Source organism: Pseudomonas sp. Irchel s3a10 (genome assembly GCF_900187525.1).
Taxonomy (GTDB): domain Bacteria; phylum Pseudomonadota; class Gammaproteobacteria; order Pseudomonadales; family Pseudomonadaceae; genus Aquipseudomonas; species Aquipseudomonas koreensis_G.
Genome location: NZ_FYDR01000002.1, coordinates 738,936 through 753,397, shown reverse-complemented (window position 1 = coordinate 753,397; position 14,462 = coordinate 738,936). Strand labels below are relative to the sequence as shown.

Sequence of the window (14,462 nt, the reverse complement as noted above, 5' to 3'; positions counted from 1 at the left end):
TTGAAGTTCCGTTCGTTTGACACATCACGCCGCCGTCATCTGCTCCCACCAGCCGATCAACCTGATCGCTTCTTCCGAGCTGCTGCCGCAGACTTCGACATCGGCGGCGAATCCTGAACAGACCGCCGGACGCTCCTGCTGGCCGAAAATGCTGCACAGGTTTTCGACCGAGAGTTGCACGCAACGTTCGCCGGCAGGTTTGCCGTTGGGCATGCCCGGAATGGCAGAGCTGATGGACGGGGCAATGCAGCATGCGCCACAGCCTTCACGGCATTTCATGACGAGCAAGTCCTCGCGACGGGCAATGTGTTAAAGAGACACGGACAGAGTAACCGCTAAAACGGTTGTTTCAAATTCCCTGAACCGGGGTTTTTAGCGATAACTGAATGTGACTGACCAGTCTGCGACAAAGCGTCTGGTCTGCGGGTCACGGGTCGATTGAATTTACTGTTTGAATTCGAAATCCAGCGCGGCGCCTTCGACATCGCGGCGCTCTTCGTTGCGCAGCTGCAACTGCATTTCGTTGCTGAGCAGGCGGCCGTTGAGCTGGAAGCCGCTGTTCTTCTCGCCAAACATCTGCGGCAGGATCGCGTCGTTTTTCGGCATCGGCACGGTGCCGGCAGGTTTGAGTTGCTGAACCATGTCCTTGGGCAGACTCAGATCGAGCTTGGCCGGCGGCAGTCGGGTTTTCGCCACCTCACTGGCCGATTTCGACTTGGACGCGACCGGGGGGCGTTTCTTCAACGGGGCGGCCTTCTTCTGCGGTGCTTTTTTAGTCTGAGCTTTTTTATCCGCAGCGGCTTTGTTGCTGGCCGTTTTGCTCGCCGGAGCTGACGCCGCAGGCTTTTCCTGAACGGCGGCTGCCATGACACCGGGCGCAAGGCCCATCGTCAATACACCAAACAAAATCCAGGCAGTAGGCAAAATCGCTTTCATGAGCCCTACAACACTAACGGCAGAGGGCCATATGCTCGCCTGTTGAGCGTCACAAGACAAGCACGGTGCGCCACTCGTTCAGAAACCGCCTGCGGTTTCCTGACACAACTGCGTCGCCAGCAAACCGAGGGTCATCAGCGCCCTTTCCGCCTCGCGATTCCACGGCGTGCCGCAGTTCAGGCGGATACAGTGGTTGAACTGCTCGGTATTACTGAAGATCAGCCCCGGTGCAATGCTGATCCCCTGCTGCAATGCGCGGACATGCAATTCCTGGGTATTGACCCTGCCAGGCAGACTCACCCAGAGGATGAAACCGCCCGTGGGCCGGGTCATTTGCGTGCCTTCAGGGAAGTACTGCTGCACCGCCAGCTGGAACGCGCTGAGGTTTTTTCGGTATTCCTGGCGGATGTACCGTAAATGCCGGTCATAACCGCCATTTTCCAGATAAGCGGCAATCGCCATTTGCGTCACGCTGCACGCCGAATGCGTGGTGAAGGTCTGCAGACGCTGGATTTCCTGCTGATACTTGCCGGCGATCATCCAGCCGACACGCACACCCGGCGACAACGTCTTGGAGAAACTCGAGCAGTAGATCACCCGATCCAGCCGATCGTAGGCCTTGAGGGCTTTGGTGCGGCCCTGTTCGAACATCAACTCGCCATAGATGTCGTCTTCGACGATCTGGATATCGAAGTCAGAAGCCAGGCGCAGCAATTGTTTCTGCCGCTCTTCCGGCATGGTGCCGCCCAGTGGATTGCTCAGGCGAGTGGTCAGAACCAGGGCTTTGATCGACCATTGGTTCGCCGCCAGTTGCAGGGCTTCGAGGCTCATGCCGGTGGCCGGATCGCTGGGGATCTCAATCACTTTCAGGCCCAGAAGGTCGGCCAGTTGCAGCAGACCGTAATAGGTTGGCGATTCGGCGGCGATCAGGTCGCCCGGACGGGTCAGCACCCGCAGCGACATCTGCAACGCATCGACACACCCGTGGGTGATCACCACTTCCGACGGATCGACCACCACACCCGCGTCGCGCATGCGGATCGCCACTTGCCGACGCAGCGGTTCGAAACCGGGGCTGAACATGTAACTGAACGCGCGCGGGCTATGGAATCGGGTGACCTTGGCCAGTTGCTGATGCAGCGCACGCACCGGGAGGTATTCGACACTCGGCACCGCAGCGCCCAACGGGAACACCCCTTCGCGACGGGATTCGACCAGCACTTGCTGAATGATGCTGGCGCGGGTGACCAGCCCTGGCCGTTCGACCCGGGCGATGTCCGGGGTCGGCGCTGTCAGTGCCGGGGTCTGGTGCACGTAGTAACCGGACTGCGGCCGTGCGCGGATCAGGCCCTGATCTTCGAGATTGGCGTAAGCCTGCAACACCGTTGCATGGCTGACATTGAGCTGCGAACTCATCTTGCGCACCGACGGCACGCGTTCTCCGGGCTGATAGACACCGCGCCGGATGTCTTCCGCCAGTTGTTGAGCAATACGTTGGTAGAGCAAGAGGTTGGTCATGACGCAGCACTCGATTTCACGGGCATTTTATTCTTGTGTGAAACAATACCGGAACAGTTTAGAAGTGTACTGGGACAGTTGCCACCATAGTCGACCGTACAGTGCAGTGTCAGCTACAACTGTACGGATTTGCGCGCTATTCGACAGACGTAAAAAAGCCCGGCGCTGCATGACAGGCCGGGCTTTCCAGAGACGCAGCCCTCAGCGGGCGGCGCCGAGCTGGCCTTTTTCGTCGGAGAACACAATTTCCACCCGACGGTTCTGTGCCCGCCCGCGCTCGGAAGCGTTGACGTCCACCGGGTATTCGTCGCCGTAACCTTCGACCTGAATGCGCTTGTCCTCGATCCCCAGGTCCATCAGCACATCGGCCACCGCCTGCGCGCGATCACGCGACAGCTTGAGGTTTTCCTGTTTGCCGCCGGTGCTGTCAGTGTAGCCCTCGATGCGCACCACGCGTTTCGGGTTGAGCTGCAGGAACTGCACGATCTTCAGCACCACGCGGTTGGCCGAGTTTTTCAGCTCCGCTTCGCCGGTGTCGAACAGCACGTCGCCCAAGGTCATGACCAGACCGCGATCGGTTTGCGTGGTGGCCAGCGCAACGATCTGCTCCTCAAGCCACTTGCCCTGCTGCTGCACACTCAGCAGTTTGGACTCGCGCAGGGCCAGTTGCAGGCGTTGACGCTCCAGCTCAAGCTTCGCCGCGCGCTCTTCGTTGAGCACCAGATTGGTGTGTTCGCGGGCGATTTCGCTGTAGCGCTGACTCAGGTAGGCGTAATGCACCACGTCCGAGCCACTGCCCCAATAGGTGGACAGGCGATCGGCACGGGCCAGCGACTCACCGGCGCGGATCACATCCTTCGGCGCGATACGCAGCACGTTGGAATCTTCCTTGACCTTCTGGAAATCACTGCCGGCCTGTTGCAATGCGGCCTCACCGTGTTGACCGGCGCAACCATAGAGGCTCGCGCAACCGGCCAGAATCAACCCGCCGAGGGCTTTGGACTTGAGGCTCATTGGGCATCTCCCAGTTGCTTGCGCAGTCGGATGATGCGGGTGTTGAGCACGTTGAGTTGCTCTTCGCTCTTTTGCGTCAGCACCCTGGCTTCGGCCAGACGAGCATCCAGCTCAGCCTGTTCGGCGCGCATGCGGGCGTTCTTGAAAGACTCGTCGTTCATGTTGCCTTTGGCTCGGTTGAACTTGTCTTCGGCCAGTTTCATTTCCGGCACTTCATCGGCGGTCGCACCGACAGCCCTGGCCTGGGTGATGGCCTGCTCGGTCAGACGCATTTGCTCATTGGGTGCCGGGTCGTTGGCGCAGCCGGCCAGGGCCAGAACGGCCATGGCCGCGAAAAGAGGTCGAATACTCACTAAGAATCCCTACTGTTTTGGGGCACTGACAGGTGGCTGCGGCTGTTGCTGCTGCGCCTTCCAGCGCTCGATGTTGCTTTGCAGCGCGGCTTCGGTCAGTCCGGACGCGGGCAATTCTGTCATCTTTTTAGCGAGCTGTCCGCGCAACCACGGATCGTTGCAGGCCGAGTTGTGCGAAACCGCGAGGAACAGTCCCGGTCGGTCGATCGGTTGCTCGAACGCCAGCAGATCATTGGCCATGCCCAACGCCTGCGCGGCGGCCATGCCCGAGTAGCGCCCGGCGAGTACATATTCGACTTCGCCCAGCAGAAGTTTCTGAAAGGCCTGAGTGAGGTTTGCCGTCCGCGTCAGGGTCAGATTCTGCTCGGCGAAAGTGCCGAATGCCTGGGTCATTCGAGACTTTTCCGACAGCCCGCCGGTGTGCCCGTGCAGGTCTTTGGCTTCGCTGTAGGCCAGCGTCGAGCCTTTGCGCGTCCACACCAGATAGTCGTTTTCCAGCAACGGCGGATAGATGTAGTCGAGGTTTTCCAGCTCGTTGAACATCAGCGGCGTGTCGGCCAGCATGTCCATGCGTCCACTGCGCACTTCATCGAGGGCCTGCGCGCGTTTGCCGGCGTAAAGCAGCTCGACCTTGATCCCCAGATCCTTGGCCACTTGCTGCAACAGGTCGGCACTGGCGCCGATCAAGTGCTTGGGATTCTGTGGATCCTGCCACAGGTACGGCGGCGCATCCGGGCTGCCGGTGACGACGAGACGCTCGCATTTGCCGGCGGCCGCAGCCATCCCCGGCAACAGGATCAATCCCAGTAACAACCCGCGGCGCAGCTCCATGGCAAAACACTCCCACTCAAATTCGAGACAAAAAAAAGCCCGACCAGAAGGCCGGGCTCTTTATAAGTGAAGCCGCCGGATTAGACCAGCTTCTCCAGCTCAGGTACCGCTTCGAACAGATCCGCCACCAGGCCGTAATCGGCCACCTGGAAGATCGGCGCTTCTTCATCCTTGTTGATCGCAACGATCACTTTGGAGTCTTTCATGCCGGCCAGGTGCTGGATCGCGCCGGAGATACCGACGGCGATGTACAGCTGTGGCGCAACGATCTTGCCGGTCTGACCGACCTGCATGTCGTTCGGTACGAAACCTGCGTCGACCGCGGCGCGCGAAGCACCGACGGCGGCGCCCAGCTTGTCGGCCAGGGCGTACAGGTGTTTGAAGTTGTCACCGTTCTGCATGCCGCGGCCGCCGGAAACGACGATCTTGGCAGCGGTCAGTTCCGGACGATCGGACTTGGCCAGTTCTTCGCTGACGAAGCTGGAAGTGCCGGCGTCGTGCGCAGCCGCTACGGCTTCAACAGCTGCCGAACCACCTTCAGCGGCAACCGGGTCGAAACCGGTGGCACGCACGGTGATCACTTTGATCGCGGCGGTCGATTGCACGGTAGCGATGGCGTTACCGGCGTAGATCGGACGCTTGAAGGTGTCGGCGCTTTCGACCGAGATGATCTCGGAGATCTGGTCAACGTCCAGCGCAGCAGCAACGCGCGGCAGGATGTTTTTGCCGTTGGATGTGGCGGCAGCCAGGATGTGGCTGTAGCCGGCGCCCAGCTCTGCAACCAGCGGCGCAACGTTTTCCGGCAACTGATGCGCGTAAGCGGCGTTGTCAGCGTTGAGGACTTTGCTCACGCCAGCGATTTTCGCAGCGGCTTCGGCCACGGCGCCAGCGCCCTGACCTGCAACCAGCACGTGAATGTCGCCACCGATTTTGGCAGCAGCAGCCACGGTGTTCAGTGTGGCCGGGGCCAGCACCTTGTTGTCGTGTTCGGCGATTACCAAGATAGTCATGATTAGATTACCTTCGCTTCGTTTTTCAGTTTCTCGACCAGTTCAGCCACCGACTTGACCTTGATGCCTGCGCTGCGTGCAGCCGGCGCTTCGACTTTCAGGGTCTTGTTGGTGGAGGCGGTGGAAACGCCCAAAGCGTCCGGAGTCAGCACTTCGAGAGGCTTCTTCTTGGCTTTCATGATGTTTGGCAGGGACGCGTAGCGCGGCTCGTTCAAACGCAAGTCGGTGGTGACGATGGCCGGCAGTTTCAGGGAAACGGTCTGCGCGCCGCCGTCGATTTCGCGAGTCACGGCAACGCTGTCGCCGGAAACTTCGACTTTCGAGGCGAAAGTGCCCTGACCGTAGCCGCTCAGTGCAGCGAGCATCTGGCCGGTCTGGTTGTTGTCGCTGTCGATGGCCTGTTTGCCCAGGATCACCAACTGAGGCTGTTCCTTGTCGACCACAGCCTTGAGCAGCTTGGCCACGGCCAGCGAAGTCAGGTCTTCAGCGGATTCGACGAGGATGGCGCGGTCGGCACCCAGAGCCAGTGCGGTACGCAGCTGTTCCTGAGCGGTGGACGGGCCGATGGAGACGACGACGATTTCAGTCGCAACACCTTTCTCTTTCAGGCGTACGGCTTCTTCCACTGCGATTTCGCAGAACGGGTTCATCGACATCTTGACGTTGGCGAGGTCTACGCCGGAATTGTCCGCCTTGACGCGGACCTTGACGTTGTAATCCACAACGCGTTTGACAGCTACAAGAACCTTCATGGATTCCTCGTTACTCTCCGGTGAAAAGAAAGTCGCCTAGGCGAACCTGGCGGTTGATGCTCATCGGGCACAAGGGCACCTCTAAAAACGCCGGCTGGGGGCGATGACCGTTCGTCAGTGGTGACCAACAAGTCATTGAATCGCACGGTGTGTAAACTGCGCGCCGGACTTGCGCTGCGCATCACCCTGTACTGCCTGTGCCCTGTCTTTAGAGGTGCTCTTGAAACCGCCAGTCTGCCTACGGCGAGCGCAAAACCGCCCGTATCTTGACCGGAACGCCTATTCCGGTCAATACGGCAAAATGGCCGTTCATAAGCCGCGCTTCTTTGATTTCTCTGGGCTGGAGCCGATTCAAACAAACGTTTGTATTGGACGCTCGGAGTGGTGTAGATATAATGCGCCGCCTAGAGAGAAAGGTGGTTTGCCCATTATTACCCTTGACGTTAACGTAAAGGCAATAACGGATACGACACCGAACCTCCAAATTAGAAAAAAAACTGTTGAGCCTTGAGTAGGAGATAGCCTGTGGAACGCGAATACATGGAATTCGACGTGGTCATCGTCGGTGCCGGCCCCGCTGGCCTGTCCGCCGCCTGCCGTCTGAAGCAGAAGGCCGCCGAAGCCGGTAAGGAAATCAGCGTCTGCGTGGTCGAAAAAGGCTCCGAAGTCGGCGCGCACATCCTTTCCGGTGCCGTGTTCGAACCACGCGCTCTGAACGAACTGTTCCCGGACTGGAAAGAACTCGGCGCCCCGCTGAACACCCCGGTCACCCGCGATGACATTTTCGTGCTGAAAAACGCCGACAGTGCGCAGAAAATTCCTGACTTCTTTGTGCCCAAGACCATGCACAACGAAGGCAACTACATCATTTCCCTCGGCAACCTGTGCCGCTGGCTTGCGCAGCAGGCCGAGAACCTCGGCGTGGAAATCTACCCGGGCTTCGCCGCTCAGGAAGCGCTGATCGACGAAAACGGCATCGTGCGCGGGATCATCACCGGTGATCTGGGCGTCGACCGCGAAGGCAACCCGAAAGAAGGCCTGTACACCCCGGGCATGGAACTGCGTGGCAAGTACACGCTGTTCGCCGAGGGCTGCCGTGGTCACATCGGCAAGCAGTTGATCAAGCGTTACAACCTCGACAGCGATGCCGACGCCCAGCACTACGGCATCGGCCTGAAGGAAATCTGGGAAATCGACCCGGCCAAACACCAGCCAGGCCTGGTGGTGCACACCGCCGGTTGGCCGCTGGACATCATGGGCACCGAAAATACCGGTGGCTCGTTCCTCTATCACCTGGAAAACAACCAGGTAGTGGTCGGTCTGATCGTTGACCTGTCCTACAGCAACACTTACCTGTCGCCGTTCGACGAGTTCCAGCGCCTCAAGCACCACCCGGTGCTGGCTCAGTACCTCGAAGGCGGCAAGCGTGTCAGCTACGGCGCCCGCGCGATTTGCAAAGGTGGCCTGAACTCGCTGCCGAAAATGGTCTTCAAGGGCGGCGCGCTGATCGGTTGCGACCTCGGCACCCTGAACTTCGCCAAGATCAAGGGCAGCCACACCGCGATGAAGTCCGGCATGCTCGCCGCTGAATCGGTGGCCGACGCACTGTTCGCCGAGAAGGATGGCACCGAAGAGCTAACCACTTACGTCGACGCGTTCAAGAAGAGCTGGCTCTACGACGAACTGTTCGCCAGCCGTAACTTCGGCCCGGCGATCCACAAGTTCGGCGCGATCGTCGGTGGTGGTTTCAACTGGCTGGACCAGAACATCTTCGGCGGCAAACTGCCGTTTACCCTGCACGACACCAAGCCGGATTACGCTTGCCTCAAGCTCGCGGCCGACTGCAAGAAGATCGACTATCCGAAGCCGGACGGCAAACTCAGCTTCGACAAACTGAGCTCGGTGTTCATCTCCGGTACCAACCACGAAGAAGAACAGCCGTGCCACTTGAAGCTGACCGACCCGAGCATCCCGATCAGCAAGAACCTGCCGCTGTACGACGAACCGGCGCAGCGCTACTGCCCGGCCGGCGTGTATGAAGTGATCACCAAGGAAGACGGCGAAAAACGCTTCCAGATCAACGCCCAGAACTGCGTGCACTGCAAGACCTGTGACATCAAGGACCCTTCGCAGAACATCACCTGGGTCACGCCGGAAGGCGCTGGCGGCCCGACTTACCCGAACATGTAAGCCGTATCGCTGAACAACGAGGCTCCCGAAATGGGGGCCTTTTTGTTGCCCACCATTCCTTGTTGCACCACAAAATCACTGTAGGAGTGAGCCTGCTCGCGATAGCGGTGTATCAGTCAGCATCATCGTTGACTGACTCACCGCTATCGCGAGCAGGCTCACTCCTACAAGGGATTTGCGCAGACTCAGGCAACGCGTTCGTCGCCAGGACTGCGCTCGAAGTAGCGCTTGTACTCGCGACTGAACTGCGACGTACTCTGATACCCCACCCGATGCGCCACCTGCGCCACGCCCAGCCCTTCGGCGACCAGCAAGGTCTGCGCCTTGAGCAGGCGCAAGCGCTTCAGATACTGCACCGGCGACAACAGCGTGCTGCGCTTGAAGTGTTCGTGAAAGGACGACACGCTCATGTTCGCGCAACTGGCCAAAGTCTCGACGTTCAGCGGCTCGGTATAGTGCGCATGCAGATGACTGATCGACGCCGCGACCCGGGCGAACTGTCCCTGCTGCTCGACCAGCGCGCGCAACACATCGGCCTGCGGCCCGCGCAACGCAGTGAACAACAATTCACGCACCCGCGCAGGCCCGAGAATCTGCCGCTCCAGCGGATCGTGCAGACAACGCAGCAAGCGTTCGACGCAGCCACGCATGTCATCGTCGAGCACCACCGAGGTCATCGACTCCGGCGTTTGCGCCGGAATATGCCGCCCAGGCGCCAGTCCCATGGCCAGTACCAGCTCGCCGAGCAGCACCCGGTCGATGGCCACCGACACCCCCAGCAACGGCGCATCCGGCAAGGCAAAGGTTTCGCACTCGAACGGCACCGGCAGCGCCTGAATCAGGTAGTGCCCGGCGCCGTACTCCATGGTGCGCGGGCCGAGGAACGCCAGTTTGCTGCCCTGGGCGATAATCATCAGGCTCGGCTCATAAATGTGCGGGCCACGCGCCACGTCGCAACTGGCGCGCAAGACCTGCACGCCGGGCAACCCGGTCTGGCTGTAACCATCGCAGAGCGCCAGCGGCTCGATCAGCGAAACCAGCGTGGCATTGGCATCAAGGTGACGGGTCAACTGCATCGGAGGGGTCTTCAAAAAAGTCACGGAAAAAGGCATGCAAGCATCATCGCAGATCCTTTTGCCAATGCGCTTGCCCAGACCTGCATGCCGGAGGATTAGGCATGAGACCCGGAGGAATCGTCATGGCCGCAGCGGCAGACGGCGCCCAAAATGCGCCACCTCACCTGTCACTGCTTCTGCGAGGTTTCTTATGTACACCGCTATCGGTTATGCCGCTCAATCGGCCACCACTCCCCTCGCCCCGATGAAATTCGAACGCCGCAGTCCACGCGCTGACGACGTGGCGATCGAGATCCTGTATTGCGGCGTTTGCCACTCCGACATCCACCAGGCACGCAACGAATGGGGCATCGCGGTTTATCCGTTGATGCCCGGCCACGAGATCGTCGGCAAAGTCACCGCCGTCGGTGCGAACGTCACTCAACACAAAGTCGGCGATCTGGTCGGTGTCGGCTGCATGGTCGACTCCTGCCGCACCTGCGCTGCCTGCCAGCAGAACCTCGAGCAATACTGCCTCGAAGGCCCGACCATGACCTACGCCACCCCGGACCGGGTCGATGGCAGCAACACCATGGGCGGCTATTCGGACAGCATCGTGGTCAGCGAACACTTCGTGGTGCGCATCCCGGAGAAACTCGACCTGGCCAGCGCCGCGCCGATCCTCTGTGCCGGCATCACCACCTATTCGCCGCTTAAGCACTATGGGGTCAAGGCCGGCGACAAGGTCGGGATTCTCGGCATGGGCGGCCTCGGCCACATGGGCATCAAGTTCGCCAAGGCGATGGGCGCGGAAGTCACGCTGTTCACCCGCTCGGCGAGCAAGGCCGAAGAAGGTCGTCGTCAGGGCGCCGATCATGTGATCGTCTCCACCGATGCCGAGCAGATGGCCGCCGCCGCAGGTCGTTTCGATTTCCTGCTCGACACCATTCCGGTGCAGCATGATCTCAACCCGTACCTCGACACCCTGCGCTTCGACGGCGTGCACATCATCGTCGGTCTGATCGAACCGGTTGATCCGCCGGTACACGCCGGCAAACTGGTGATGAGCCGCCGCGTACTGGCCGGCTCGTTGATCGGCGGCATCGCCGAAACCCAGGAAGTGCTGGATTTCTGCGCCGAGCACAACATCACCTGCGACATCGAAATGCTCGACATCCGCCAGATCAACGAGGCTTACGCGCGGATGATTGCCGGTGACGTGAAGTATCGCTTCGTGATCGACATGGCGACGCTCAAGGTTTAAGGCCTCAGACCTTCAAGCCAAGCTCCGCCGACAGCCGGGCTGTGACCCCTTTGATCAGGGGGATCAGCTCGGCCATTTTTTCCAGCGGCATGTACGGCACGGTGCTGGCGATACTGATCGCCGCCACAATGCGCTTGCTCGCATCACGAATCGGCGCCGCCACGCAGCGGATCGACGGTTCGTTGTCTTCCAGATCGAAGGCGTAGCCACCGGCCACGTACTCGGCCATGCGCTGTTCGAGCTGTTCCCACGACTGCTGCGGATGCTGCGGCCAGAACTGACTTTTCCCACCCGCCGGCAGGCTGATGTCGTACAGGCGCTGCCAATCCTGCGGTGAATCATCGAGCATCAACGCCTTGCCGATCCCGGTGCGTGCCAAAGGCATCCGGTGGCCGACCCGCGAACGCATTTCCGGGCCGTTGCGCCCCGGATTCTTCAGCAGATACAAGACCTCGTCGCCTTCACGAATGCCCAGGTGCACGGTGTCGCCGGTCAGCGCCGACAACTCGTCCAGATACGGCCCGGCCAGACTCACCAGCGGCAACTCTTCGCGCGCCTGAAACCCCAGTTCGATCAACTTCGGCCCCAGCAGATAGCCGATTTGTGGCACCACGCGCAGGTAGCGCTCGTCCACCAGGCAACTGGCCAGACGATGGGTGGTGCTGCGCGTGGTGCCGATCAGGCGGGCGATCTCTTTCAGATCGCGGGCGCCACTGGCCACCGCCTGCACCACACCCAGGCCGCGAAGCAGCGTCTGGGTGCCGGTGGGTGCGGCGTCCTTGGTTTTTTCCGGGGCGTCTTCCTGCATATCCAGCCTTTACCGTTGAGCGAGGGAACGGGCGGCATTATGGTCGCCCGACGCAGACCACTACAACTCGATACGTTCGACCTTGCCCACCAGCAGCACGTAGGACAATGCACCGATCAGCGCCAGCACCGCGATGTAGGTGATCGCCGAGGCGAACGAATCACCACTGGCGAGGAAACCGATGACAATCGGCGTGGCAATCGCCGACAGGTTGCCGATGAAGTTGAACACCCCGCCGGTCAGCCCCAGCAACCGCGCCGGAGCGAGGGTCGAGACCAGCGACCAGGTGATCGAGGCCAGCCCGTTGCCGAAAAACGCCAACGCCAGGAAGGCAATCACCAGCGGTGTCGATTCAACGAAATTGGCGCCGATGATCGAGGTGGAAATCAGCAGCCCGCCAATGATCGGCAACTTGCGCGCGAAGCCCACGCTGCAGCCACGGCGGATCAGCAAGTCAGAAAAGAATCCCGAGCACAGCACGCCGACAAACGCCGCGAGAAACGGCAGCGACGCCAACAGGCCGGACTTGATGAAGTCCATGCCGCGATATTTCACCAGGTAGGTCGGGAACCACGTCAGGAAGAACCACAGCGTCGAGTTCAGGCAGAACTGGCCGAGGTAGATGCCCCACAATTTGCGTTTGCTCAGGACGATGCCGAGGTCGGTCCAACTGAACGAGGCTTTGGCCGTTTGCGCTTGAATATCCACCAGTCCGCCCCCCTCGCGGATCAGGTCGATCTCCGCGTCGTTGGCGCCCTTGAAATCCCGCGGTTCGCGATACACCGCGTACCAGATTGCCGCCCAGATGATGCCCGCCGCACCGGTCGCGACAAACACCATGTGCCAGCCGAATTCATGTTGCAGCCAGGCCAGCACCGGGGTCAGAAAGGCCAGGCCGACAAACTGCCCGGAGGTGTAGAAACCAATCGCCGTGGCCCGCTCGCGCTCGGGAAACCAGGTGGTGACCACGCGGCTGTTGATCGGATAGGCCGGTGCTTCCAGCGCGCCGACCGCCATGCGCAGCACGAACAGCGCAATGAAACTCGCGGCGAAGCCAAGCAGCACCGTGGCCAGCGACCACAGCAGCAGCGCGACGCTATAGAGGATGCGCGGCGGCACCCGATCCACCAGCCAGCCGCCGGGGATCTGCATCGCGGCGTAGGTCCAGCCGAATGCGGAGAAAATCAGCCCGACGTGAACCGGGTCGATGCCCAGCTCGCTGGTCAGCGCGGGCGCGGCAATCGACAGGTTGCTGCGGTCGAGGTAGTTGATGACCACGGTGATGAACAGCAGCACCATGATGAAAAAACGCTTGCGGCTGGGCGTGACTAAAGACGCCTGCCCGGTGAGGGTTTGCGTTGGCATGGGGGCCTCTTCTTATGATTATTTGAGCTCATTGACGCCATCTCCCATCCATGGAGATCAATTGTGGGAGGGGGGCTTGCTCCCGAATGCGGAGTGTCAGTCGACATCTCTTTAGCTGACATGCCGCATTCGGGAGCAAGCCCCCTCACACAAGGATTTGTGGTGGGTCAGAAGAGACTCACCACTCGGCAAAACTGCCATCGGCATGACGCCAGATCGGATTGCGCCAGCGGTGGCCGACCGCCGCGCGTTCGATCACGTATTCCTCGTTGATCTCGATGCCCAACCCCGGCCCGTTCGGTATCTTCACGAAGCCTTGGTCGTAGTCGAATACCCGCGGATCCTTCACGTAGTCGAGCAGATCGTTGCTTTCGTTGTAATGAATACCCAGGCTCTGCTCCTGAATGAACGCGTTGTAGCAAGCCGCATCCAGTTGCAGACACGCCGCCAGCGCAATCGGCCCCAGCGGACAATGCAGCGCCAGCGCCACGTCGTAGGCTTCGGCCATGTTGGCGATCTTGCGGGTTTCGGTGATACCGCCGGCATGCGAGGCATCCGGCTGGATGATGTCGACGTAGCCTTCGCTCAACACCCGCTTGAAATCCCAGCGCGAGAACAGCCGCTCACCGAGGGCAATCGGTGTACTGGTCAATGGCGCCAGCTCTTTCAGCGCTTCATAGTTTTCGCTGAGCACCGGTTCTTCGATGAACATCAGTTTGTACGGGTCGAGTTCTTTCATCAGCACCTTGGCCATGGGTTTGTGCACCCGGCCATGGAAGTCCACGCCGATACCGACGTTCGGCCCGACCGCGTCACGCACTGCTGCCACGTTAGCCAGGGCCAGATCGACTTTCTCGAAGGAGTCGAGGAACTGCAGCTCTTCGGTGCCGTTCATTTTCACCGCGGTAAAACCACGGCTTACCGCCTCTTTCGCGGCACGCGCGGTGTCGGCCGGACGGTCGCCGCCGATCCACGAATACACGCGAATCTTGTCGCGCACCTGACCGCCAAGCAGATCGTTGACCGACACACCGAGAGCTTTGCCCTTGATGTCCCACAGCGCCTGATCGATACCGGCCAGCGCGCTCATGTGGATGGCGCCACCACGGTAGAAGCCGCCGCGATACAACACCGTCCAGATGTCCTCGATGTTGCGTGGGTCTTTGCCGATCAAGTAGTCGGACAATTCCTCAACGGCAGCAGCAACGGTGTGCGCGCGGCCTTCGACCACAGGCTCGCCCCAACCGGTCACGCCCTCATCGGTTTCGACCTTGAGGAAGCACCAGCGCGGCGGGACGATGAAGGTGGTGAGTTTGGTGATTTTCATCTGCTTGTCTCTCTTGTTAGATGCAGCGCACGCAGCGCC

14 protein-coding genes are annotated in these 14,462 nt (G+C 60.5%); 2 read left to right on the top strand and 12 right to left on the bottom strand.

From position 1 onward, the window contains the following. Positions 1–24: 24 nt before the first annotated feature. The 8 genes from CKW11_RS09030 to CKW11_RS08995 form a co-directional block, all read right to left on the bottom strand. A complete protein-coding gene (locus CKW11_RS09030) occupies positions 25–279 on the bottom strand; it encodes a YkgJ family cysteine cluster protein (protein ID WP_095137241.1) in 255 nt (84 codons plus the stop codon). Between the two features lie 165 nt (positions 280–444). After that, positions 445–936, bottom strand: a complete 492-nt coding sequence (locus CKW11_RS09025) for a translation initiation factor 2 (RefSeq protein ID WP_095137240.1) — start codon at positions 934–936, stop codon at positions 445–447. 78 nt (positions 937–1,014) lie between these two features. After that, on the bottom strand, positions 1,015–2,454 hold the full coding sequence (locus tag CKW11_RS09020; RefSeq protein WP_064588649.1) for a PLP-dependent aminotransferase family protein: 1,440 nt from the start codon (positions 2,452–2,454) through the stop codon (positions 1,015–1,017). Between the two features lie 201 nt (positions 2,455–2,655). Beyond that, positions 2,656–3,468 (bottom strand): OmpA family protein, encoded by an 813-nt coding sequence (locus CKW11_RS09015; protein ID WP_095137239.1) that lies wholly within the window; start codon positions 3,466–3,468, stop codon positions 2,656–2,658. Then, complete coding sequence (locus CKW11_RS09010) at positions 3,465–3,821, bottom strand: DUF4398 domain-containing protein (protein ID WP_177439987.1); 357 nt, start codon at positions 3,819–3,821, stop codon at positions 3,465–3,467. Before CKW11_RS09010 ends, CKW11_RS09015 begins: the two co-directional genes overlap by 4 nt. Before the next feature lie 9 nt (positions 3,822–3,830). Next, on the bottom strand, positions 3,831–4,652 hold the full coding sequence (locus tag CKW11_RS09005) for an ABC transporter substrate-binding protein (protein ID WP_095137237.1): 822 nt from the start codon (positions 4,650–4,652) through the stop codon (positions 3,831–3,833). Positions 4,653–4,732: 80 nt separating this feature from the next. Continuing rightward, positions 4,733–5,662, bottom strand: a complete 930-nt coding sequence (locus CKW11_RS09000) for an electron transfer flavoprotein subunit alpha/FixB family protein (RefSeq protein ID WP_041069267.1) — start codon at positions 5,660–5,662, stop codon at positions 4,733–4,735. 2 nt (positions 5,663–5,664) lie between these two features. Beyond that, positions 5,665–6,414 carry an electron transfer flavoprotein subunit beta/FixA family protein gene (locus tag CKW11_RS08995; RefSeq protein ID WP_003226982.1) on the bottom strand — a complete coding sequence of 250 codons (750 nt, stop codon included), beginning with the start codon at positions 6,412–6,414 and terminating at the stop codon, positions 5,665–5,667. A 525-nt stretch (positions 6,415–6,939) separates the two neighbouring features. On the opposite strand from CKW11_RS08995, the gene CKW11_RS08990 reads away from it, so the two are divergent. Next, positions 6,940–8,604, top strand: a complete 1,665-nt coding sequence (locus CKW11_RS08990) for an electron transfer flavoprotein-ubiquinone oxidoreductase (RefSeq protein WP_027612388.1) — start codon at positions 6,940–6,942, stop codon at positions 8,602–8,604. Between the two features lie 185 nt (positions 8,605–8,789). Here the strand turns inward: CKW11_RS08990 and CKW11_RS08985 are convergent, their stop codons facing one another. Beyond that, positions 8,790–9,680, bottom strand: a complete 891-nt coding sequence (locus tag CKW11_RS08985) for an AraC family transcriptional regulator (RefSeq protein WP_007961974.1) — start codon at positions 9,678–9,680, stop codon at positions 8,790–8,792. 190 nt (positions 9,681–9,870) lie between these two features. Between CKW11_RS08985 and CKW11_RS08980 the strand changes: the two genes are divergently transcribed. Further along, positions 9,871–10,923 (top strand): NAD(P)-dependent alcohol dehydrogenase, encoded by a 1,053-nt coding sequence (locus CKW11_RS08980; RefSeq protein WP_095137236.1) that lies wholly within the window; start codon positions 9,871–9,873, stop codon positions 10,921–10,923. Between the two features lie 4 nt (positions 10,924–10,927). On the opposite strand, the gene CKW11_RS08975 is transcribed toward CKW11_RS08980, so the two are convergent. From CKW11_RS08975 to dgoD, 3 genes are all read right to left on the bottom strand, one after another. Then, a complete protein-coding gene (locus CKW11_RS08975; protein ID WP_095137235.1) occupies positions 10,928–11,731 on the bottom strand; it encodes an IclR family transcriptional regulator in 804 nt (267 codons plus the stop codon). A 60-nt stretch (positions 11,732–11,791) separates the two neighbouring features. Continuing rightward, entirely contained in the window at positions 11,792–13,096 is a 1,305-nt protein-coding gene (locus tag CKW11_RS08970; protein WP_095137234.1) for an MFS transporter, read from the bottom strand. A gap of 178 nt (positions 13,097–13,274) precedes the next feature. Further along, on the bottom strand, positions 13,275–14,423 hold the full coding sequence (gene dgoD, locus CKW11_RS08965; RefSeq protein WP_095137233.1) for a galactonate dehydratase: 1,149 nt from the start codon (positions 14,421–14,423) through the stop codon (positions 13,275–13,277). Between the last annotated feature and the right edge of the window lie 39 nt (positions 14,424–14,462).

Coding starts and splice junctions, on each gene's coding strand:
- CKW11_RS09030 (WP_095137241.1), bottom strand. CDS start 279: ATGAAATGCCGTGAAGGCTGTGGCGCATGCTGCATTGCCCCGTCCATC.
- CKW11_RS09025 (WP_095137240.1), bottom strand. CDS start 936: ATGAAAGCGATTTTGCCTACTGCCTGGATTTTGTTTGGTGTATTGACG.
- CKW11_RS09020 (WP_064588649.1), bottom strand. CDS start 2,454: ATGACCAACCTCTTGCTCTACCAACGTATTGCTCAACAACTGGCGGAA.
- CKW11_RS09015 (WP_095137239.1), bottom strand. CDS start 3,468: ATGAGCCTCAAGTCCAAAGCCCTCGGCGGGTTGATTCTGGCCGGTTGC.
- CKW11_RS09005 (WP_095137237.1), bottom strand. CDS start 4,652: ATGGAGCTGCGCCGCGGGTTGTTACTGGGATTGATCCTGTTGCCGGGG.
- CKW11_RS09000 (WP_041069267.1), bottom strand. CDS start 5,662: ATGACTATCTTGGTAATCGCCGAACACGACAACAAGGTGCTGGCCCCG.
- CKW11_RS08995 (WP_003226982.1), bottom strand. CDS start 6,414: ATGAAGGTTCTTGTAGCTGTCAAACGCGTTGTGGATTACAACGTCAAG.
- CKW11_RS08985 (WP_007961974.1), bottom strand. CDS start 9,680: ATGCAGTTGACCCGTCACCTTGATGCCAATGCCACGCTGGTTTCGCTG.
- CKW11_RS08980 (WP_095137236.1), top strand. CDS start 9,871: ATGTACACCGCTATCGGTTATGCCGCTCAATCGGCCACCACTCCCCTC.
- CKW11_RS08975 (WP_095137235.1), bottom strand. CDS start 11,731: ATGCAGGAAGACGCCCCGGAAAAAACCAAGGACGCCGCACCCACCGGC.
- CKW11_RS08970 (WP_095137234.1), bottom strand. CDS start 13,096: ATGCCAACGCAAACCCTCACCGGGCAGGCGTCTTTAGTCACGCCCAGC.
- dgoD (WP_095137233.1), bottom strand. CDS start 14,423: ATGAAAATCACCAAACTCACCACCTTCATCGTCCCGCCGCGCTGGTGC.